The sequence below is a fragment of the Streptomyces sp. NPDC031111 genome (assembly GCF_055570675.1).
In genome coordinates this window covers 68,460-89,115 of sequence record NZ_JBVIGS010000015.1, presented here as the reverse complement: position 1 = coordinate 89,115, position 20,656 = coordinate 68,460, and the positions used below count along the sequence as shown (strand labels likewise).

The 20,656-nt window shown below is 73.0% G+C and carries 23 protein-coding genes; 8 read left to right on the top strand and 15 right to left on the bottom strand.

Annotated features, from left to right (window positions below):
- Positions 1 to 92: 92 nt before the first annotated feature.
- Entirely contained in the window at positions 93 to 560 is a 468-nt protein-coding gene (locus ACZ470_RS27960; protein WP_468431788.1) for a PRC-barrel domain-containing protein, read from the bottom strand.
- The gene (locus tag ACZ470_RS27955; RefSeq protein ID WP_468431588.1) at positions 560 to 1,135 is read right to left on the bottom strand and encodes a PRC-barrel domain-containing protein; all 576 of its coding nucleotides are present in this window, start codon (positions 1,133 to 1,135) and stop codon (positions 560 to 562) included. Before ACZ470_RS27955 ends, ACZ470_RS27960 begins: the two co-directional genes overlap by 1 nt.
- A gap of 150 nt (positions 1,136 to 1,285) precedes the next feature.
- On the opposite strand from ACZ470_RS27955, the gene ACZ470_RS27950 reads away from it, so the two are divergent.
- Positions 1,286 to 1,741, top strand: a complete 456-nt coding sequence (locus tag ACZ470_RS27950) for an ATP-binding protein (protein WP_468431586.1) — start codon at positions 1,286 to 1,288, stop codon at positions 1,739 to 1,741.
- Positions 1,742 to 1,745: 4 nt separating this feature from the next.
- On the opposite strand, the gene ACZ470_RS27945 is transcribed toward ACZ470_RS27950, so the two are convergent.
- Entirely contained in the window at positions 1,746 to 2,633 is an 888-nt protein-coding gene (locus tag ACZ470_RS27945) for an RNA polymerase sigma factor SigF (protein ID WP_468431584.1), read from the bottom strand.
- A gap of 245 nt (positions 2,634 to 2,878) precedes the next feature.
- Here ACZ470_RS27945 and ACZ470_RS27940 point away from each other — a divergent pair, with 245 nt between their 5' ends.
- The gene (locus ACZ470_RS27940) at positions 2,879 to 3,265 is read left to right on the top strand and encodes a helix-turn-helix domain-containing protein (RefSeq protein WP_468431582.1); all 387 of its coding nucleotides are present in this window, start codon (positions 2,879 to 2,881) and stop codon (positions 3,263 to 3,265) included.
- Positions 3,266 to 3,288: 23 nt separating this feature from the next.
- On the opposite strand, the gene ACZ470_RS27935 is transcribed toward ACZ470_RS27940, so the two are convergent.
- Positions 3,289 to 3,891, bottom strand: a complete 603-nt coding sequence (locus ACZ470_RS27935) for a ClpP family protease (protein WP_468431581.1) — start codon at positions 3,889 to 3,891, stop codon at positions 3,289 to 3,291.
- Positions 3,891 to 4,547, bottom strand: a complete 657-nt coding sequence (locus tag ACZ470_RS27930; RefSeq protein ID WP_468431579.1) for an ATP-dependent Clp protease proteolytic subunit — start codon at positions 4,545 to 4,547, stop codon at positions 3,891 to 3,893. Before ACZ470_RS27930 ends, ACZ470_RS27935 begins: the two co-directional genes overlap by 1 nt.
- A 199-nt stretch (positions 4,548 to 4,746) precedes the next feature.
- Here ACZ470_RS27930 and ACZ470_RS27925 point away from each other — a divergent pair, with 199 nt between their 5' ends.
- From ACZ470_RS27925 to ACZ470_RS27910, 4 genes are all read left to right on the top strand, one after another.
- Entirely contained in the window at positions 4,747 to 5,229 is a 483-nt protein-coding gene (locus ACZ470_RS27925; RefSeq protein WP_468431577.1) for a VOC family protein, read from the top strand.
- Positions 5,230 to 5,330: 101 nt separating this feature from the next.
- Positions 5,331 to 6,125 (top strand): VOC family protein, encoded by a 795-nt coding sequence (locus tag ACZ470_RS27920; protein ID WP_468431575.1) that lies wholly within the window; start codon positions 5,331 to 5,333, stop codon positions 6,123 to 6,125.
- Between the two features lie 43 nt (positions 6,126 to 6,168).
- On the top strand, positions 6,169 to 6,864 hold the full coding sequence (locus ACZ470_RS27915) for a ribonuclease H family protein (RefSeq protein WP_468431573.1): 696 nt from the start codon (positions 6,169 to 6,171) through the stop codon (positions 6,862 to 6,864).
- A gap of 54 nt (positions 6,865 to 6,918) precedes the next feature.
- Entirely contained in the window at positions 6,919 to 7,902 is a 984-nt protein-coding gene (locus ACZ470_RS27910) for an aldo/keto reductase (protein ID WP_468431571.1), read from the top strand.
- 12 nt (positions 7,903 to 7,914) lie between these two features.
- Here ACZ470_RS27910 and ACZ470_RS27905 read toward each other — a convergent pair whose 3' ends face one another.
- Positions 7,915 to 8,253 (bottom strand): hypothetical protein, encoded by a 339-nt coding sequence (locus tag ACZ470_RS27905; RefSeq protein ID WP_468431570.1) that lies wholly within the window; start codon positions 8,251 to 8,253, stop codon positions 7,915 to 7,917.
- A gap of 125 nt (positions 8,254 to 8,378) precedes the next feature.
- Between ACZ470_RS27905 and ACZ470_RS27900 the strand changes: the two genes are divergently transcribed.
- Entirely contained in the window at positions 8,379 to 8,900 is a 522-nt protein-coding gene (locus ACZ470_RS27900; protein ID WP_468431568.1) for a DUF6328 family protein, read from the top strand.
- A gap of 11 nt (positions 8,901 to 8,911) precedes the next feature.
- Here ACZ470_RS27900 and ACZ470_RS27895 read toward each other — a convergent pair whose 3' ends face one another.
- Together ACZ470_RS27895 and ACZ470_RS27890 are read right to left on the bottom strand one after the other, a co-directional pair.
- The gene (locus ACZ470_RS27895; protein WP_468431566.1) at positions 8,912 to 9,337 is read right to left on the bottom strand and encodes an SsgA family sporulation/cell division regulator; all 426 of its coding nucleotides are present in this window, start codon (positions 9,335 to 9,337) and stop codon (positions 8,912 to 8,914) included.
- A 105-nt stretch (positions 9,338 to 9,442) separates the two neighbouring features.
- Positions 9,443 to 10,414: an LLM class F420-dependent oxidoreductase gene (locus ACZ470_RS27890; RefSeq protein WP_468431565.1), complete on the bottom strand. Its 972-nt coding sequence runs from the start codon at positions 10,412 to 10,414 to the stop codon at positions 9,443 to 9,445.
- 74 nt (positions 10,415 to 10,488) lie between these two features.
- On the opposite strand from ACZ470_RS27890, the gene ACZ470_RS27885 reads away from it, so the two are divergent.
- The gene (locus ACZ470_RS27885; protein WP_468431564.1) at positions 10,489 to 11,937 is read left to right on the top strand and encodes a serine hydrolase domain-containing protein; all 1,449 of its coding nucleotides are present in this window, start codon (positions 10,489 to 10,491) and stop codon (positions 11,935 to 11,937) included.
- Here the strand turns inward: ACZ470_RS27885 and ACZ470_RS27880 are convergent.
- The 7 genes from ACZ470_RS27880 to ACZ470_RS27850 form a co-directional block, all read right to left on the bottom strand.
- On the bottom strand, positions 11,929 to 13,521 hold the full coding sequence (locus ACZ470_RS27880) for a serine/threonine-protein kinase (RefSeq protein ID WP_468431786.1): 1,593 nt from the start codon (positions 13,519 to 13,521) through the stop codon (positions 11,929 to 11,931). The two genes, ACZ470_RS27885 and ACZ470_RS27880, sit on opposite strands and share 9 nt — an antisense overlap.
- Positions 13,522 to 13,635: 114 nt before the next feature.
- Positions 13,636 to 14,595, bottom strand: a complete 960-nt coding sequence (locus ACZ470_RS27875; RefSeq protein ID WP_468431563.1) for a threonine/serine dehydratase — start codon at positions 14,593 to 14,595, stop codon at positions 13,636 to 13,638.
- Positions 14,596 to 14,676: 81 nt separating this feature from the next.
- Positions 14,677 to 15,354 (bottom strand): AIM24 family protein, encoded by a 678-nt coding sequence (locus tag ACZ470_RS27870; RefSeq protein ID WP_468431561.1) that lies wholly within the window; start codon positions 15,352 to 15,354, stop codon positions 14,677 to 14,679.
- A gap of 68 nt (positions 15,355 to 15,422) precedes the next feature.
- Positions 15,423 to 16,742, bottom strand: a complete 1,320-nt coding sequence (locus ACZ470_RS27865; protein ID WP_468431559.1) for a CAP domain-containing protein — start codon at positions 16,740 to 16,742, stop codon at positions 15,423 to 15,425.
- Positions 16,743 to 17,007: 265 nt separating this feature from the next.
- Positions 17,008 to 17,361 (bottom strand): UBP-type zinc finger domain-containing protein, encoded by a 354-nt coding sequence (locus ACZ470_RS27860; RefSeq protein ID WP_468431557.1) that lies wholly within the window; start codon positions 17,359 to 17,361, stop codon positions 17,008 to 17,010.
- The gene (locus tag ACZ470_RS27855) at positions 17,358 to 18,818 is read right to left on the bottom strand and encodes an ATP-binding protein (protein WP_468431555.1); all 1,461 of its coding nucleotides are present in this window, start codon (positions 18,816 to 18,818) and stop codon (positions 17,358 to 17,360) included. Before ACZ470_RS27855 ends, ACZ470_RS27860 begins: the two co-directional genes overlap by 4 nt.
- Positions 18,815 to 20,491 (bottom strand): NAD(P)/FAD-dependent oxidoreductase, encoded by a 1,677-nt coding sequence (locus ACZ470_RS27850; protein WP_468431554.1) that lies wholly within the window; start codon positions 20,489 to 20,491, stop codon positions 18,815 to 18,817. The genes ACZ470_RS27855 and ACZ470_RS27850 overlap by 4 nt, the downstream gene beginning before the upstream one ends.
- Positions 20,492 to 20,656: the final 165 nt, after the last annotated feature.

Sequence of the window (20,656 nt, the reverse complement as noted above, 5' to 3'; positions counted from 1 at the left end):
CTGCACGCTAAGCAGCCCCGCCCGCCCCCGCCCGCCGGGAGAGCCCAGGGGGTGTCGTTTGGATCAGGCCGGCTCCGGGTGGCGGCGCCTCGTCAGCCGGCGCGACCCCGGCAAGATCCGAACGAGACCCCCCAACCGGGATGCCCGTGGCCCGTCCGGATCACCAGGGCGTGGTCGCCGAGGCCCAGCAGGCGGTCGGCCGGCAGTTCGCCGCGCGTCGTCAGCACCGCCTCGATGCGCGCGGTGACCGGATCGAACGCCGCGTCGAGCACGGTGCCCCTCTCCTCGCCGCACTCGGTCAGCACCCTGCTCCCCACCAGATCGCGGTGCGGCGGCACCTCCTCGGGCTCGCCCGACGGCCGTACGATCAGCATGTCCGGGCCGGCCGCGCCCAGCGCGGCCCAGGGCACCACCGCCTCCCTGCGCAGCCGCCCGCGCCGTATCCGGACATGCGTGACCTCCCCGGACGCCGCGTCGACCGTCAGGGCCCGCACCACCCCGACCCGGTTCGCGTCGCCCGGAGTCAGTACGGGCAGCCCCCGCACCCTTGAGAACAGCATCACCGGGCCACGCTCCTGTGGTGGACGCCGACGCGGGCGACGAAGGCCGGCAGGTCGTCGGTGACGTACGCCGTCGCGTGCGCCGGGATCACCAGCGTCCGGCCGGACACGCTCAGGGCCTCGCCCCGCGGCACGTACACCCGGTGCCTGCGGTGCCGCGAGCCGTGCACCAGCTCCCGCTGCGCGGCGAGCCGGAAGGCGACGAGCCGGCCGCTGGTGCCGCCCTCCACGATCACGTCGAGCACGGTGCCCACTACGTCCCCGTCGTCGGTCAGCACCTGCGCCCCGAGCAGCCGCCCGCGCAGCGCGTCACGCCGGGCCACCGACAGCGGCACGTCGAACAGCGCCCCCTCGTCGCGGACCATCACCGCGTGACGGCCCAGGCAGTGCACCGCCGGCCAGGGCAGATCCTGCGGCAGCGGGCCCGACAGCAGGGTCCGGCCGGTCAGGGTGAAGCTCGCGATCCGCCCGGCCCCGGAGTCGAAGACCGTGTCCTTGACATGCGCCACGGCATCGCCGCCCAGCGTCACCACGGGCAGCGTCGTCAGGCTGCGCACCGCCGTCAGCTCGTTCATGGCACGCCCCTTCCCGCCGGGACCCCGCCGGACCCGGGTTCCCCGCCCCACGAGGTCGCACACGGATCAGGTGGACTGCACCGCCGGAGTCGGGGTACCAGGACTGGTGCGGATTCGTCCGGCAGGCCCGGCTTCGCAGAGAGAAAACGCATGACCTACCACCTGGACGGGGCAGTGATACCGACTGGTTTCGACGTGCCCGTGGAACCGCTGCGGCGGGCGGCACACTTCACCGGCGAACCGGGATGCATCGCCGAGGCGCGGGATTTCGCGGCGCACTTCCTCCAGCAGTTGAGGACCGAGTGGTGCGCCGCCATCGACGAGCGCGCCGACGGCGCGGTGCTGCTGGTGGTGAGCGAGCTGGTCACCAACGCGGACCGGCACAGCGGCGGGCCGTACGTCCTGGAGCTGGAGGGCACCGACTCCTCGCTCACGGTGGCGGTCTGCGACGGCAGCGCCACCATGCCCCGCGTCTTCCCCCGCGACCCCGAGCGGATCGGCCGGCACGGTCTGGAGATCGTCCGCGCGCTGGCGGGGGACGTCGTCGTGGAGCGCGTGCCGGTCGGCAAGCGCGTACGCGTGGTGCTCCCCCTCGACGCCGCCTGACCGGTCAGGCGCAGCCGAGCTCGCCCAGCATCCCCTCGCGCAGACGCGTGATGATCCGCTTGATCAGCCGGGACACATGCATCTGCGAGCAGCCGAGGCGTTCGCCGATCTCCGCCTGGGTGGCCTCCTCCACGAACCGCATGTGGATGATCTCCCGGTCGCGTTCGCTGAGCTCCGCCATGAGCGGGGCCAGGGAGTGGAAGTCCTCGACGAGCCGCAGCCCCTCCTCCTCGACGCCGATGAAGTCGGCGAGGACGGACTCCCCGTTCTCCGGCCCGTCACCGGTGAGGGCGGCGTCCAGCGACGACGAGTTGTACCCGTTCGCGGCGATCTGCCCCTCGACGACCTGCTGTTCGGTGATGTTCATCAGCGTGGCCAGCTCGGCGACCGTGGGCTCCCGGTCCAGCCGGCTGGCGAGCTCCTCGCGGGCCTTGGCCAGCTCGACACGCAGCTCCTGGAGCCGGCGCGGCACATGCACGGCCCACGTGGTGTCCCGGAAGAAACGCTTGATCTCACCGACGATGTACGGCAGCGCGAAGGAGGTGAACTCGACCTCGCGGGACAGCTCGAACCGGTCGATGGCCTTGATCAGACCGATCATGCCGGTCTGCACGACGTCGTCCATGTCGTCGCCGCGACCGCGGAAGCGCCCCGCCGCGAACCGTACTAGGGACATGTTCATCTCGATGAGGGTGTTGCGCGCGTATTGGTACTCGTGCGTGCCCTCCTCCAGCTCCGCCATGCGACGGAAGAACTGCCGGGACAGCTCCCTGGCGTCGCGCGGCGCGACGGCGCGCGGATCCGCCACTTCCCGCGGGCTTCCGTCACCCGTCCCGGCCTCGGTGTGCTGCTCGGCCACCTGGGCCCCCGACCGGATCACGGCGGTCCTCATTACCTCTCCCCACGAACGTCACGGCTTCCGGACATGTGCCCGAGCCCTGCGAGTACCCAGTCGCGGCCAACCCATGCCACCGAATTCCGCGGGACCCGGGAAAACGGTGTGCACCGGTTGTCGCCCGTACGTCCGATTCTACGGGGAAGCGGCCGGGCGGCAGCCGGGCCGAGGCCCGGAGCGCCTTCACTCAGGGCGGAACGCCGCTCCCTTCCCCCCGGGAACGGAATTCCTAGGCTGGGGAGGTGACCAGTGAAGCGCCGAACCGAGCCCGCGTGATTCCCCTGCGACCCGGCCGGTCCCCCGCCGCCCCGGAACCCGAGCCCAGAGAACCCCTGTGGCGCGACCTCGTCGGCGACGTGCTGCGCAGGGAACGGCTCGCCCAGGAACGGACCCTGAAGGACGTCGCCGACGCGGCCAGGATCTCCATGCCGTATCTCTCGGAGGTGGAGCGGGGCCGCAAGGAGGCCTCCTCGGAGGTCCTCGCGGCCGCCGCCCAGGCGCTCGGTCTCGGTCTCGGCGACCTGCTGACCCGGGCCCACGGAGAGCTGGTCCGCGTCACGGCCCGACGGGCCGGAGCCGGCCACGGAATGTCCGGCTCCGCCCACAACGGGCTGTGCCTGGCCGCCTGACGCCCCTCATGTGCCCCGGCGCCTCACACCCCCACCAGGCGCCGGGCCAGCACCTCGTCGGCCAGCCCGTACGACACGGCCTCCTCGGCGGTGAACACCTTGTCGCGGTCCATGTCGGCCCGCAGCGTCGCCGGGTCGTGGTGCGTGTGCCGGGACAGCACCTCCTCCACCTGGGAGCGGATCCGCACCATCTCCTTGGCCTGGAGCGACAGGTCCGACGCGGTACCGCGCGCCCCGCCCGAGGCCGGCTGCCCCAGCAGCACCCGCGCGTGCTCCAGCACGAACCGCCGCCCCGGATCCCCGCCCGCCAGCAGCACGGCCGCCGTGGACGCCGCCTGACCGACGCAGAAGGTCGAGATCGGCGCCTGGACGAACGTCATGGTGTCGTAGATCGCCATGAGCGAGGTGAACGAGCCGCCGGGCGAGTTGATGTAGATCGCGATCTCGTTCTCCGGGGCCGCCGACTCCAGATGGAGGAGCTGCGCGATGACCACGTTGGCGACCCCGTCGTCGATCTCCGTTCCGAGGAAGATGATCCGTTCGGACAGCAGCCGGCTGAACACGTCGTAGGACCGCTCGCCCTGCGGGGTGCGCTCGACGACGTTCGGAATCGTGTACGTCCCCATCACTGAAGCCCCATCCTGCGCCGGGTCGCGGCCGGGCGGACGTCGTCCAGCGACTCCACCACCCGGTCGACCATTCCGTACTCCCTGGCCTGCTCGGCCGTGAACCAGCGGTCCCGGTCGCCGTCCCGGGAGATGGTCTCCGGGCTCTGCCCGGTGTGCTCGGCGGTGATCCGCTCGATGGTCCGCTTGGTGAACTCCAGGTTCTCCGCCTGGATCTCGATGTCGGCGGTGGTGCCCCCGATGCCGCCCGACGGCTGGTGCATCATCACGCGCGCGTTCGGCAGGGCGTAGCGCTTGCCCGGTGTGCCGACGCAGAGCAGGAACTGGCCCATGCTGGCCGCGAAGCCCATGGCCAGCGTGGAGACGTCGTTGGGGATCAGCCGCATCGTGTCGTAGATGGCCAGTCCGGCGTGGACCGAGCCGCCGGGGCTGTTGATGTACAGGCTGATGTCGGTGCGCGGGTCCTCGGCGGAGAGGATCAGCAGCTGCGCGCACACCCGGTTCGCGGACACCTCGTCGACCTGTGTGCCGAGCAGCACGATCCGCTGCGCGAGCAACTGGGCCGCGAGATGGTCGTCGAACCGGTTCGGCGGGGTGTCGCCCTCCTCGGCCCGGGGCGACAGGTCCGGCCGCGGGCCGGCGGTGAGTGGAGACATCGGCGCTCCTGGTGGTCGCTCGTCGGAACGCGGCCGGAGTGACCGCGTCCCTCCACCATCGACCGGCCGGCGGGGCGGGCGGGGAGATCTCTGCCCGTGGCAGATCTGCCACGGGCAGAGCGCCCCGCCGGTCCGCCGATGAGTTTTCCGGCAGGGACCGGTCCACACTGAGACCACGATCCACGCCCGGGAGGTACTCATGACCACCGACGGATTCACCACGTGTCTCTGGTTCGACGGCCAGGCCGAGGAGGCCGCGAACTTCTACGTCTCCCTCTTCAAGGACTCCGGCATCGGCCGGATCCTCCGCAACACCGAGTCCGCGTACGGCACCACGGGCTCCGTCCTCACCGTCGAGTTCACGGCCAACGGCCAGAAGTTCGTCGCGCTGAACGGCGGGCCCGAGTTCAAGTTCAGCGAGGCGATCTCCTTCCAGGTCGACTGCGCCGACCAGGACGAGGTCGACCACTACTGGGGGAAGCTCGTCGAGGGCGGCGGCGAACACGGCCCCTGCGGCTGGCTCAAGGACCGCTTCGGCGTCTCCTGGCAGGTCACTCCGGTGCGGCTGACCGAACTGATCAGCGACCCGGACCAGCAGAAGGCCGACCGCGCCATGAAGGCCATGCTGTCGATGAGCAAGCTCGACATCGCCGCGCTGGAGAAGGCGTACGCGGGGGAGTGAGGCGTCGCGCTTCGGGGCGTACGGCCGCTCGGCGCGCGGACCGGAGCGGTGGTGGCTAGCGTGAGGACCGGAACGACCACCCGCCCGGAGAGGTCGCAGTCATGGCCGTACAGCCCGAAGGGGCCCCTTGCTGGGCCGACGCCATGTTCGCCGACGTCGAGGGAGCCAAGAGCTTCTACGGGGACGTCCTCGGCTGGACCTTCGCCGAGGCGTCGACCGAGTTCGGCGACTACACCGAGGCCTACGTCGACGGCAAGGCCGTCGCGGCCGTCGTACCGCCGATGCCGGGCCAGGAGGGCACCTCGCAGTGGTGCCTGTACTTCGCGGCCACCGACGCCGCGGCGACCGCCGCCCGGATCCGGGACAACGGCGGCGAGCTGCTGATGGAGCCCATGCGGGTCGGCGACTTCGGCACGATGTGCCTGGCGCGCGACCCCGGCGGCGTCGTCTTCGGCCTGTGGCAGGCCGGCACCCACGAGGGCTTCGGGGCGATGGCGGAGCCCGGCGCCTACTGCTGGGCGGAGGTCTTCACCCGCGAGCCGGAGAAGTCCGACGCGTTCTTCCCCGCCGTCTTCTCCTACCGCTCCAAGCAGCTCGAGGACGAGATGGACTTCCGCATCTACGACCTGGGGGAGCGCAGCGTCCTCGGCCGGATGCGGATGACGGACGACTTCCCGCCCGAGATGCCCCCGTACATCAACGTGTACTTTACCGTCGCGGACTGCGACGAGGCGGTGACCCGTGCCACCGATCGGGGCGGGGTCCTGCGGTTCGGGCCGATGGACACGCCCTTCGGCCGGTTCGCGGCGATCAGCGACCCGCAGGGCGCGAACTTCTCGGTGATCGACATCACCAGCACCTCGGGCGAGATGCCGAGGACGACCGACGTCGACTGAGCGGGGGCGGGCCCACCGGACCGGTCATGGCATGATCGGGCGCATGCGTGAACGTGTTGTGGCCGCGTGCGACGGGGCTTCGAAGGGAAACCCGGGGCCCGCCGGCTGGGCCTGGGTGGTCGCCGACGAGTCCGAGACGCCGGTCCGCTGGGAGGCGGGGGCGCTCGGCACGGCCACCAACAACGTCGCCGAACTCACCGCGCTGGAGCGGCTGCTGGCGGCGACCGACCCCGCCGTGCCGCTCGAGGTCCGGATGGACTCGCAGTACGCCATGAAGGCGGTCACCACCTGGCTCCCCGGCTGGAAACGCAACGGCTGGCGCACCGCGGCCGGCAAGCCGGTCGCCAACCAGGAACTCGTCGTCCGTATCGACGAACTCCTGCGGGACCGCTCGGTGGAGTTCCGCTACGTCCCCGCCCACCAGGTCGACGGCGACCGGCTCAACGACTTCGCCGACCGGGCGGCGAGCCAGGCGGCCACCGTCCAGGAGAACGCCGGCAGCGCACTGGGCTCGCCCGAGCCGCCGCCCGCCCCGGACCGCCCCGCGGCCCGCCCGGCGAAGCGCGGGACCGGCGGAACCCGGACGCCCCGGCAGCGCGACGGCTCCTCCACTCGCACCATCAAGGCGAAGTTCCCCGGCCGCTGCCCCTGCGGACGCCCCTACGCGGCCGGCGAGTCCATCGCGAAGAACGACAAGGGCTGGGGCCACCCCGAATGCCGGACCGCCCGGAGCGCCTGACCCGACGTCCGTCCCGGACGCCGCCCGGCCCGGGCGGATGACACACTGACCTCCATGGACGAGCGCACATTCGACAGGTCGCAGCAGCACGCCTCCGTCATCGGTCTGGGCACATGGCAACTCGGGGCGGACTGGGGCGACGTCGACGACAAGGACGCCCTGGCGGTCCTGGAGGCCGCCGCCGAGTCGGGCGTCACCTTCTTCGACACCGCCGACGTCTACGGCGACGGACGCAGCGAGCAGACCATCGCGTCCTTCCTCGCCGGGCGGCCCGATCTGCACGTACTGGTCGCCACCAAGATGGGCCGCCGCGTCGACCAGATCCCCGAGAACTACGTGCTGGACAACTTCCGCGCCTGGAACGACCGCTCCCGGCGCAACCTGGGCGTCGACCGCGTCGACCTGGTGCAGCTGCACTGCCCGCCCACCCCCGTCTACTCCACCGACGAGGTGTTCGACGCCCTCGACACCCTGGTGGCGGAGGAGCGCGTGGCCGCCTACGGCGTCAGCGTGGAGACGTGCGCCGAGGCGCTCACCGCGATCGCCCGGCCGAACGTGGCGAGCGTGCAGATCATCCTCAACCCGTTCCGCATGAAGCCGCTGCTCGAGGTGCTCCCGGCCGCCCGCGAGGCGGGCGTCGGCATCATCGCCCGCGTCCCGCTCGCCTCCGGACTGCTGTCGGGGAAGTACACGAAGGACACCGTCTTCGCCGAGAACGACCACCGCACCTTCAACCGGCACGGCGAGGCCTTCGACCAGGGCGAGACCTTCTCCGGTGTCGACTACACCACCGGTGTCGAGGCCGCCGCGGAGTTCGCGGCGCTCGCCCCCGAGGGATACACGCCGGCCCAGCTGGCCCTGCGCTGGATCGTCCAGCAGCCCGGCGTCACCACCGTCATCCCCGGCGCCCGCTCGCCCGAGCAGGCTCGCGCCAACGCGGCCGCCGCCCGGCTCCCGGAGCTGTCCGACGACACGCTCACGGCGATCCGGGACCTCTACGACCGGCGGATCAAGGACCAGGTGGAAGCCCGCTGGTAGCGGAGACGGACGTCACGGCTCCAGGAGCAGCTGCCGTTCCTGCTCCTGGTCGCCGGAGGCGGCGCCCTCGTCGCGCGCCGTGAACGACCGCGTCAGCGTGTCGCTCGCCCGCCGCACCGCCCGCGGGGTGCCCTGCACGGTGACGGTCACCGGCGCCGACAGCGGCCCGGCGTCCGTCCGCCCCGCCGCATCCCGCCCCTCCCCGGTGAACGTCGCCGTCCGGACCGTCGCGTCCGCGTCGGACGGATGGCGGTCGGGCGCCCCGAACGTGCCCTCCAGGACCCGTACGACCGCGCGGGCGTCGTCGACGCCCCCGCCGCCGATCGTCACGGTGAGTTCCGTATCGGACATGCGTCCCACGACCTCCTCGGCCTTGCCTGCGTCGCCGTCCGTGTAACCGTGCCCCGTCCCCGCAAACCGGCGACGGGCCGGAGAGGACGGCGCCGAACGGGGCACCCGGGTGAGGAGACGGAACGATGTCGCACACCCGAGGAGGCACGGTGCCCGACACGGAGCAGGGCGCGAGCAGGCGCAGGGGGCGGAACGAGACCGAGGAGGAGAGAGCGGACCGGATGTGGACGGAGCTCATCCAGGAGGTCCGTGTCGCCCAGATGGGGGTGCAGATCCTCTTCGGCTTCCTGCTGACGGTCGTGTTCACCCCGACGTACGCCACACTCTCCGACACCGACCAGACGATCTACATCGTGACGGTGGTGCTGGGCGCCTGCGCGACCGGCGCGCTCATCGGCCCGGTGTCCCTGCACCGGCTCGTCTCCGGACGGCGCATCAAACCGCAGGCCGTGCAGTGGGCCTCCCGGCTCACCCTGCTCGGGCTCCTGCTGCTGCTCGCCACCACCAGTGCCTCGCTGCTGCTCATCCTGCGCGTGGCCACCCACGACGGCTTCGTCCCCTACCTGGTGGCCGGCGTGGTGTTCTGGTACCTGCTGTGCTGGTTCGGGCTGCCGCTGTGGACCCGGCACCGTCACACCTCGCGGTAGGGGTGACGGGTTCAGTTCCCGGCGAGGACGTCCGCGAGGAAGTCGTCCACGCGGACGTCCTCGCGACCCGGCGGGACGGCCCGCCGGGTCTCCCGCAGGAACTCGCCGACCGTCTCGGCCCAGGCGAACACCACCGCGTGGTGCCGGCCGCCGTCGGCGTGCGCCTCACCGAGGAACTCCATCCGCAGCTCCCGCCCCACACCCCGGGACTCGGGCCGCAGCCGCACGTCCCCGATGCCCACCGGGCGGGTGAGGCCCTCGGTGACCATCTCCCGGTCCAGCTGCCAGCGGGCGAGGACCCGGCCGTCGTGGCTGAAGACGACGGTGACGGCGAACGGGTCGGACGGGTCGTAGCTCAGGTGGGCGAGCACGGGAAAGCGATCCGTGACGCCCGCCTGGAGCTCCACCACCAGAGTCTTGTGCACGAACGAGTTCACCAGGAGCCTCCGGGACGTACCGACGTAGAGCCCTCTAGTACCCCGCATCCCCGCGAGATGCTCAGCCCTACGGGTGAATCACCGGCCCACGCGGCGGTGCCGGCGTCAGCCGAAGGCGTCCCGCAGCGCCGGCAGCAGCGTCTTCTCCGACCAGTCCAGGAACGGCGGCTGCGACTCCCCGCCGACCTGCACCAGGGCGATCTCGGTGAAGCCCGCCTCCGCGTAGGGGCGGACGGCCTCGACGAAGTCCGCCGGATCGCTGCCGCACGGAATCGAACCGGCGACGTCGTCGGGCCGCACGAACTGGGTCGCCGACGCGAAGGAATCCGGGTGCGGCAGCTCCGAGTTGACCTTCCAGCCGTTGCCGAACCAGCGGAACTGGGAGTGGGCGCGCTCGACGGCCGCGTCCCGGTCGGGGTCGTAGCACACGGGCAGCTGCCCCACCCGGGGCTTGCCCTGCCCGCCGTGCCGGTCGAAGGCGTCGAGCAGCTCCGGCTTCGGCTCCGTGGCGATCACCAGGTCGGCGAGCCGGCCCGCGAGGGCGCAGGACCGCGGCCCGGAGACCGCGACACCGATCGGCGGCGGCTCGTCCGGCACGTCCCACAGCCGGGCCGACTCCACGTCGAAGTGGGTGCCCCGGTGGTTCACATGGCCGCCCCCGAACAGCGCGCGGATGACCTCCACCGCCTCCTCCAGCATCTCGTGCCGCACGTCCACCGACGGCCAGCCGCCGCCCACCACGTGCTCGTTGAGGTTCTCGCCGGAGCCGAGCCCCAGCCGGAACCGGCCCTCGGACAGCAACTGCACCGTCGCCGCCTTCTGCGCCACCACCGCCGGGTGGTAACGGAACGTCGGGCACGTCACGTACGTCATCAGCGGAATGCGCGACGTGGCCTGCGCGGCGGCACCGAGCACGCTCCACGCGTACGGCGAGTGCCCCTGCGACTCCAGCCAGGGGAAGTAGTGGTCGGAGGTCACCGAGAAGTCGAAGCCCGCCTCCTCGGCCCGCACCACATGGTCGACCAGCTCACGGGGCCCGGCCTGCTCGGTCATCATCGTGTATCCGATTCGCACCATGACGCCCGGGTCCCCCCGCCGGGGGCCGGGAAAACGATGGATCACCCGCCGGTGGCCCGGGCAGGATGGCCCCCATGACCCCACAGCCGTTGCCCACCGCCACCCCCGCCGCCCAGGGCGTCGACGCCTCCGGAGTCGACGCCTTCCTCGACGCCCTCGAAGCCGCCCCGGACATCGAGCCGCACAGCCTGATGATCCTGCGCCACGGCCGTCTCGTGGCCTCCGGCTGGTGGGCGCCGTACACCGCCGAGCGCCCGCACCTTCTGTACTCGCTCAGCAAGAGCTTCACGGCGACCGCCGCCGCCCTCGCCGAGGCCGAGGGGCTGATCGACTTCGACGCCCCGGTGCTGTCGTACTTCCCCGAGTTCGAGGCCGACATCACCGATCCGCGCAGCCGGGCGATGCTGGTCCGCCACGTGGCGTCCATGGCCAGCGGCCACGAGAGCGAGACGGTCGACGCGGCGTACGGCACCGACCCCGCCGAACCCGTGCGCGGCTTCCTGCTCCAGCCGCCGCAGCGCGACCCGGGCACCGTCTTCGCGTACAACCAGCCGTGCACGTACACCCTCGGCGCGATCGTGCAGCGGGTCACCGGGCAGTCGCTCGTCGACTGGCTGCGGCCCCGGCTGTTCGACCCGCTCGGCATCGGCGAGACGCTGTGGCACCGGGACCGCGCCGGCCGCGAGCTCGGCTTCAGCGGACTGCACGCCGCCACCGACGCCGTCGCCCGGCTCGGCCTGCTGTACCTGAACGACGGGGTGTGGCAGGGCGAGCGGCTGCTGCCCGAGGGATGGGCCGCCCGCGCCTCGCACCCGCGCATACCGACCGCCGGGGCGATGGGGGAGCGGGACCGGCAGGACTGGGACCGCGGCTACGGCTACCAGTTCTGGACGTCCCGGCACGGGTTCAGGGGCGACGGGGCGTACGGGCAGTACTGCCTCGTGCTGCCGGAGCACGACGCGGTGATCGCCGCGACGGGGGCCACCGAGCGGATGCAGGAGTACCTGGACCTGGTCTGGAAGCACCTCCTGCCCGCCTTCCACCCCGGGCCGCTGACCGGCCGGGAGGCCGCGGACGCCGCCCTCGGGGACCGCCTCGAACGGCTCGCCCTGCCGGCGGCCGAGGGCGGCCCCGTACCGCCGGAGCGGGCGCGGGACTGGTCCGGCGCCGCGTTCACCCCGTCCGGCGGGATCTGCGACGACCAGCCGAGGCTGACCGCCGCCGAGGTCACCGCGGACGCCGACGGCGGCTGGACGCTGAGCCTCACGGACGCCGGACGGCGGCTCGACCTCGGGCTCGGCGCGAAGGGGTGGACCGTCGCGGAGCAGCCCCTTCCGACCGCCGTGAGCGGTGGCTGGACCGACGGGGACACCCTCGCCGTGGACGTGGTGTTCCTGGAGACACCCCACCGGCTGCGGGTCACCTGCTCCCTCGCCGACGGCACCTTCACGGCCCGCTGGGACACCCGCCCGCTGAACGCGCGGCCCCTCGGCGGGATGTGCGCCCCGCGCGGCTCAGTCTGAGCCCGGCCGGAACGTCCGCAGGAAGGTCCGCAGCGCCTCCCGGCTCGCGGGTTCCTCCCAGTCGGCGGCGGGCGTGGTCCAGCGCAGCGAGAAGCCCCGCCCGCCGCCCAGCAGGAAGCCGCGGCCGAAGGTGCGCACCCGGGTGCCGTCGGCCGCGGCGTACCACTCCATGTCGGCGGCCTCGCGGCCCCGGTACGTGGTCGCGCGGATCCCGCCGATCCGCTCGTAGCCGCCGGACCGCTCCAGTCCCGGCTCCACGTCGTCCCGCCACACGGCCACGGCGTCCGGCCCGACCCGCTCGCTGTAGGTGACGGCGAGCGTGCGCGGATCCCCCTCGGCGCCGAAGGTGACGCGGTAGGCCAGGCCGGAGACGCGCGAGGTGTCCAGCCGCTCCCAGCCCTCGGGCAGCGCGACGGAGAACCCCTCGGGAGCGCGCAGGGTGCGGTAGCCGGGCGGGAGCCCCGGCGTGCCCGACGGGGACGGCGAGGGAGTGGGCGTCGCCGCGGCGGACGGCGGGACCGGGTCCCGGCCGTCGGGCTCGGCCGGTGCGCCGGCCGGTACGGACGCCGAGGCCGGCGGCGCGTCGGCGGCGGAGTCGCCGCCGACGCCCGGCAGTCCCCGTGTCGCGGCGAGCACGGCGACCGCCACCGTGACGAAGGCCAGCGCGCTGCCGAGGAGGGTCGTCCGTCCGCTCCACTCCCGGCCCGCGTACCGCACCGTGCCGCTGTAGGCGTCGCGCAGCCGCGGACGCGGCACCACCGCCGGGGCGGCACCCGGGTCCTCGCGGAGCACACGGGTGAGCGCCTCGCGGACCACCTGGCGGGTCAGCCGCTCCCGCGGGTCCTTGCGCAGCAGCCCCTGCACGACCCGGGCGAGCGGCCCCGCCCGCACCGGTGTGCGCACCGGCAGCCGGTCCACGCCCCTCAGCGTGGCCTCGGGTCTGCCGCGGTCCCGGAACGGAGCACGTCCCTCCAGCATGGTGTAGAGGATCGCGCCCAGCGCCCACAGATCCGCGGCGGGACCGATCCGCTCGTCGCGGGCCTGCTCCGGGGAGGCGTACGACGGTGCCGTGAGCCGGGGTGCCGGCGTGGTGCCCGCCAGCCCGTACCCGGTGACGACGGCAGGGCCGCCCTCGCGCAGGTACACCTGGCCCGGACTCAGCTCGCCGTGCGTGATGCCCTCCGCGTGGGCCGCGTCCAGCACGTCGAGCAGCTCCAGCGCGATCCGCGCGGCCCGCACGTAGTTGAACGTCCCCTGCTGGGCGAGGACTTCGTCGAGCGGGGTGCCGTCGATCCAGGCCGTCACGGTCCACAGGTACCCGGACTCGTCGAGGGCGTCGACGACGGTGGCGATCCGGCCCGGGCACAGCCTGTCCATGTTCTCGGTCGCCCGCAGGACCCGGGACGGGGCACGACGGGCGGCGTCGGCGTCCTGGGGGAGGCGGATCCGGCTGACCAGGCAGGGGCGGCCCGTCCGCAGATCGTCGGCGTACCAGCGGACGCGGTTGGTCTCGCGATGCGTGACCTCCACCAGCCGGTACCGCCCGGCGACCGGCCGGTCTGTGGAGACGTGCGCCCTGCCCATGGTCATCCCTCGTCGAACCCCTGGTACCCGCTGTGCCCAGAGGTACGGGGGAGGGGGTGGGGTCCGTTCAACGGGACGGCCGGTGATTCCCGGCCGTTCGCGCGGGCCGGGCGCTCAGCGCAGTTCGAAGTGCTCGGTCCAGGCGATCATGTCCCCGGTGGTGGCGTTCCCCCCGCACACCACCAGCCCGAGCCGCGCTCCCTCACCGACCCGTTCCAGCACCCGCCGCGCGGCGGGCAGCAGACAGCCGGCGGCCGGCTCGGCCCACACCTTGGCGTGGTCCGCGAGGTCCAGCGAGCCGCGCACCGCCTCCCGGTCCGGCACCACCAGCACCTCCGTGACCAGCTCCGACACATGCTCGTACGTCAGGTGGGACACGGCCGGGGCGCTGAGCGTGGACACGATCGACGTCAGCTCCACCGGCACCGGGCCGCCCGCCGCCAGCGCCTCGGACATCGCCTGCGCGCCCTCGGTCTCCACGCCCCAGATCCGCACCCCGGGCCTGAGCGCGCGCAGCGCCGCCGCGACACCGGCGATCAGTCCGCCGCCCCCGATGCTCACCAGGACGTCGGTGAGGTCACCGGCGTCCGTGGCGAACTCCAGCCCCACGGTGCCCTGTCCGGCGATCACCACCGGGTCGTCGAAGGGGTGGACCAGGGTCAGCCCCTCCTGCTGCAACCGGGTCATCAGCGCGAACGCGCCGTCCATGTCGTCGGTCAGCCGCACCGAGGCGCCCGCGGACTCCGCGATCTCCACGGCCCGAACGGGCGCCGAACGCGGCATCACCACCGTGGCCTTCACATCCAGGGCCGCCGCCATGACCGCGAGGGCGATCCCGTGGTTGCCGCCGCTCACCGCCACGGCCCCGGCGGCCCGCTCGGCCTCGCTCAGCGACAGCAGCTTCGCCGCCGCCCCGCGCACCTTGAACGACCCGGTGCGCTGGAGCAGCTCCAGCTTGGTGGTGACCGGGACCCCGAGCAGTGCCGACAGCCCGGGGCTCGGCACGGTCGGGGTCCGCACCACGTGTCCGGCGATGCGCTCGGCCGCGGTCTCGATGTCGGCGATCCCGATCACGACTGTCACCCTCTCCGGCGCGGGGGCGTGATCCGCGCCGTGACCCACCCTGACCCGCGCGGCGGCCAAGGTCAACATCGTTCAGTGCTGCTGGGCCTTGTGGGGTGTCGCCTCGCTCGGCCGGACCACGACATGGCCCTCCCCTTGCAGCACCAGCTGCACCGCCTCCCCGGAGCCGCCGCGCAGCATCGAACCGAGCGACTGCGACCGGTGCAGCGAGGTGGCGAGGCCCGCCGTCCAGCCGACGATCGCGTCCGTGTCGACATGGACCGGGTACTGCGGCGACACCGGGATCACCAGGGGGTTTCCGTCGCAGACCAGCCCCAGCCGGCCCTGCCCGCTGAAGACGCTGTTGAACAGGCCGCCGCCGGTGATGCCGGCGCCCTTCACGGTCGCGATGCGGTACGACAGCGAGGCGTCGAAGCACAGGACGTTGCGGCCGTTGACGGTGAACTCGTCGCCGGGGTCGATGTCGACGACGAAGCAGTTCTGCGCCTCGTGCGCGAACCAGGCCTCGCCCTGCCCGCGCACCGCCATCAGCGGCAGCCCCTCCCCGGTGACCGCGCGCTTGAGCATGCCGCCCACGCCCTGGCCCTTGCGCTCGAACTGGAGGCTGCCGCGGTAGGCGACCATGGCGCCCTGCCGGGCGTGCATCTCGCCGTCGACCGTGTAGCGGATGCATTTGGCGTTCTCGACGGTCATGCCCGGAGCCGTGGCCGGCTGCACCAAGTGCTGACTGGAAAACAGGTCACCCTTCATGGAGGCATCCTCGCCCGGACGCTCTCCCTCCGCCAGGACCCCTCGGGGACGACACCGTTCGAGTGCCCTCAGGCGCCGAAGAGCTGGGTCCAGTACGTACCCGCCCGGCCCCCGCCGGCGAAGCCGACGCCGATGTGGGTGAAGTCGGCCTTGAGGATGTTGGCGCGGTGACCCGGGCTGTTCATCCACCCCTCCACGACCTCGGCGGCCGAGCGCTGGCCGCAGGCGATGTTCTCCCCGATCGTGCGCCGTGCCGAGCCCGCCGCGGCGGCCCGGTCCCAGGGTTTGCCGCCGTCGGGCGCGGTGTGGGAGTAGAAGTCGCGGGCCACCATGTCGGCGCTGTGCGCCTGGGCGGCCGTGGTCAGCGCGGGATCGCGGGAGAGCGGTGGCAGCCCGGCGCGGGCGCGTTCCCGGTTGGTGAGGTCGATGACCTCGCCCGCCGTGCGGTCCAGGCCGGCCGGGGTGAGCGGACTGGCCCACAGCGCCGTCCAGTAGACGTCGCCGGACCCGCCGCCGTCGGCGGAGCCCACGGCGGCGTGGGTGAACACCGGGTCGCAGACGGTGCGGCGCCCCGCGTCGTGGCGCAGGCAGTACTCCACGAAACCGGCGGTGGTGAGGGGGCCGGAGACCAGATGCTCGCCGACGGTGAGATAGGGGTATCCGGCGGCGACGACCCGCTGGTGGACGGAGACGCCGTCCACGCCCTCCACGCCCAGCCGTCCGGCGCGCGCCATCAGTCCGGCGTGCTCCAGGGCCGCGTCGGCCAGCCGCGCGTCGTGGGCGACCGGAGGCGAACCCGCCGCGGCGCGGGCGGAGTTCACCAGACCGAGAAAGCCGTCCCCGGCGGCCGGCACGGCGGGCGCCGTCCTCGGGGGAGCGGTGGGTGCCGCCCGCCCGGAGACCGCCTCCTCGTCCTCCACTTCCACACCGAAGTCCCGGGCGAGACCGGCCAGTCCGTCGGCGTACCCCTGGCCCAGGGCGCGCAGCTTCCAGCCCTGGCCGCGCCGGTAGATCTCCGCGAGGAGCAGGACGGCCTCCTGCCGGGCCCCGGGTGGGGAGAACCGGGCGAGCGGCCGTCCGCCCGCGCCGGCGACCTGGAGCACGGGGGCGGGCAGGCCGCTCATCGGGGTGCCGGGGTCGGTGGGGCTGACGGCCACCGTGACCCGGGTGGCGCCGGCGCGCAGCGCCGCCGGATCGACGGTGAGCGTGTCCCCGCCGAGCCGGGCCCCGGGTGCGGACGGCTGGTTGTAGAAGACGAAGTCGCCGTCGTCCCGCACCTTTCCGCCGTCGTCCGTGATCAGCGCGGACACGTCGAAGGGGCCGGACACCCGCACGGTCACCGCACCGCCCGGCAGGGCCAGATTGCCGCCGGGAACCAACTCCTGCATCACGCCGCCCTGTTGTCGTCGACCACGGACCGGTGGGGGTGTCCGGACAACGACGAGCGACGGCCCCGGGTTCCCGGCCGCGGTCCAGGGGGTGTCCGCGAAGTCGCGCCTGCCCCGCGACGCCTGGCACGCTCCCTCACTCTCGGCTGCGCTCGAACGGGAGGACCCCCATGAGCGGGAGGCGCCCCCACCGCCGCACCGGAGCACGCACCGGACGCCGCGAGGCCCGCCCTTCGGGCGGACGTCGCGACTTTGCGGACACCCCCTAGCGGCGCAGCGTCTCCGCCCAGTTCGGCGGGACCCGGCCCGCCGGTCCCGGTGACGGCTGGTCGGCCGGGTGGCTCGCGGGCGGGGCCAGGTCGGGGCCGGACTCGTACAGCTCGTTCGTGGCGTAGTTCCAGAACCAGTCCTCGCCCGGTTCGTAGCTGCGGACCACCGGGTGCCCGCTGGCCTTGAAGTGCGCCGTGGCGTGCTGTCCGGGGGAGCTGTCGCAGCAGCCGACGTGGCCGCACTGCGCGCAGCGCCGCAGATGGAACCACCAGCCGCCCACGGCGTCGCAGTCGACGCAGCCCGCGCCGGTCGGCGGGACGCTGGGGTCGATGGCGTGCTCGCTGGTCATACGGGCTCCTCGGGGGTGTCGTCGGTCGGTGCGGCGGTGAGCGGGAGCAGCACCTGGAAGCGGGTGTCGCCCGGCTCGGACTCGAACCGGAGGCTGCCGTGGTGCTTGTTGACCACGATCCGCCAGGAGATGTCCAGGCCCAGCCCGGTGCCCTCGCCCACCGGCTTGGTGGTGAAGAACGGGTCGAAGACCCGGTCGCGGATCTCCGCCGGGATCCCGGTCCCGGTGTCGCCGAACTCGACCAGCAGCCGGTCGTTCTCCCGCGCGGTGCGCACGGTCAGCGTGCCCTCGCCGTCCGTGCCGTTCATGGCGGAGACCGCGTTGTCGATCAGGTTGGTCCACACCTGGTTGAGCTCCGCCGGATAGGCCGGGATCCGCGGCAGCGCCCGGTCGTAGTCCTTGACGACCTTGATCCGCTGCCCGATCTTCCCCGACAGCATCAGCAGCGTGCTGTCGAGGAGTTCATGCACGTCGGCGACCTGGAAGGGGGCGCGGTCCAGCTGCGAGTACTGCTTGGCGGCGTCGACGAGGTGCGAGACACGGCTGGTGGAGTCCTCGATCTCGTCCATCAGCAGTTCCGTCTCGACCGTGTAGCTCAGCCAGCCCACCGCGCTCGGCAGCGTCGCCTCGTCCACGGCGGCGGCGACCTGGTCCAGCCAGTCCACGTCCAGCCCGGCCTGGACGAACGTCGGGGCGATCCGCCAGCCGTCGGGGATGCCGTGGTCGTCCAGCCAGTCGGAGAGCTCGTCCTCGCGGTCCGACGCCTCCAGCGGACTGAGCACGGGTGCCTTGGCGACCCGTTCGGCGGTCCGCTCCTGGATGTCGATCAGATTCGCCAGGGTCTCCCGGTCGTAGGTGCCCGCGGAGATGACGCGCAGCTTGTGCCGCATCTTGCCGACGCGTTCGCGCAGCGTCGCGGTCGCCCGTACGGCCGCCGCCGCGGGGTTGTTCAGCTCGTGCGTCAGCCCGGCCGACAGCGAGCCGAGCGCCAGCAGCCGCTCCCGCTGGCCGATGGCCCGCTGGGTGCTCTTCGAACCGAAGAACAGTCCCTCCAGGAGATGGACCGCCATCGGGAACCACTCCCGCATGACGCTCGCGAACGTGTCCGCGGGCAGCACGAAGAAGCGCGTCGGCTCGGTGACGCGCATCGAGTTGTTGTAGACCTGCCGCACCCGGTCCCCGAGATACGCCTGCATGGCCCCCGCGTACACCCCGCGCTGCGATGTGCGACTGACCTCCACGTCGTCGCCGCCGACCCGGCGGGACAGCACCACGGTGCCGTCGAGCATCACGTAGAAGCAGGTGGCGGGCTCGCCCTCGGCGTAGACGGGACCGGGCTCGAACCGCTCCACCCGCCCCTCGCCGCAGAGCCGCCCGAGCTGCTCGGCGGTGAGCTTCTCGAACAGGAACAGGGCGCCGATCTCCTGCGGGTCGCACGGCATCGGCCGCCCGCTCACGACTGCTCCAGATACCGGTGGACGAGCATCACGGCCATGGCTCCCTCTCCGACGGCGGACGCGACCCGCTTGGCGGACTCCGCGCGGGCGTCGCCCGCGACGAACACCCCGGGCACATTGGTCTCCAGGTGGTACGGCGGCCGGTCCAGCGGCCAGTCCGCCGGCGGCCGCCCGTCGGCGGTGAGGTCGGGCCCGGCGAGGATGAACCCGCGCTCGTCCCGCTCCACCGTGCCGTCCAGCCAGTCGGTCAGCGGGGCGGCGCCGATGAACACGAACAGCCACTGCGCGTCGACCGCCTCGGTGTGCCCGCTCTCCGCGTCGCGCAGGGTCAGCCGCTCCAGATGGCCGTCGCCGTCCACGCTCTCGACGACCGTGCCGCACCGCACCGAGATGTTCGGCGCCTCGTTGATCTGCTGGATCAGGTAGTACGACATCGACGCGGACAGATCCGGCCCGCGCACCAGCAGCGTCACCGACTTGGCGCCCCGGGCCAGATACATCGCCGCCTGTCCGGCCGAGTTGGCGCCGCCGACGATGTACACGTCGTGGCCCTGGCAGGCGGCGGCCTCGGTCAGCGCGGACCCGTAGAAGACACCGCGGCCGTTGAGTTCGTCGCAGCCCGGCGCCGCCAGCTGCCGGTACGACACGCCCGTCGCCAGGATCACGCTGTGCGCGGCGACCGCGGACCCGTCGGAGAACCGTACGACCCGGGCGGCGCCGTTGACCTCGAGACCCGTCACCTCGCGCGCGGTGAGGATCTCGGCGCCGAACCGTCCCGCCTGCCGCCGCGCCCGGTCGGTGAGCTGCGCCCCCGACACCCCGTCGGGGAAGCCCAGGTAGTTCTCGATCCGGGAGGACTGGCCGGCCTGCCCGCCCGTCGCCGACCGCTCCACCAGCACGGTCCGCAGCCCTTCCGAGGCACCGTAGACCGCCGCGCCGAGCCCGGCGGGGCCGCCGCCGATCACCACCAGGTCGTAGAAGTCGGCCTCCGGGGTCGTCGCCAGGCCCACCCGGGCGGCGAGGTCCACGGCCTCCGGCTCCACCAGGGGCGTCCCGTCGGGGGTGATCACCACCGGCAGCCGCATCCCGTCCTGTCCCGCGGCGGACAGCAGCCGCCGGCCCTCCGGCTCGTCGGAGGAGTACCAGCGGTAGGGCACCTGGTTGCGGGCCAGGAACTCCCGTACGTCCGAGGAACGCGCCGACCAGCGGTGCCCGACCACCTTGGTGCTGGGCACCGGTCGGTAGTCGCTGCACCGCCAGGCCTCGAGGAGGTCGTCCAGGACCGGGTAGAGCTTCTCCTCCGGCGGATCCCACGGTTTGAGGAGGTAGTGGTCGAGGTCGACGACGTTGATCGCGTCGATCGCCGCACCGGTGTCCGCGTACGCGGTCAGCAGCACCCGCCGCGCGCCCGGGTGGATGTCGAGGGCCTGTTCCAGGAACTCGATGCCGTTCATCCGCGGCATCCGGTAGTCGGCGAGGATCACCGCCACCAGGTCGCCGCGCAGCTTCAGTTCGCGCAGCGCGTCCAACGCGGACTCGCCGGACTCCGCGCGCACGATCCGGTACGACGCGCCGTAGCGCCGCCTGAGGTCCCGGGCCACGGCGCGGGAGACGCCCGGGTCGTCGTCCACGGTCATGATGACGGTTCGCGCCGCTTCGGCGGCCTGTGCCATGCGTCCCCCACATCGTGCGGTCGGATCCACGGCACGGTGGTCCCTGGGCCGGCCGGGGCCACCGCACCGGACCTGCCCATCGTATGTTCGACGGCGCGGATGCGCTCAGGTATGCGCGAGCCTCCCGCGCGACGCGACCGCATGCGGCCGGAACGGCGGCGTGGG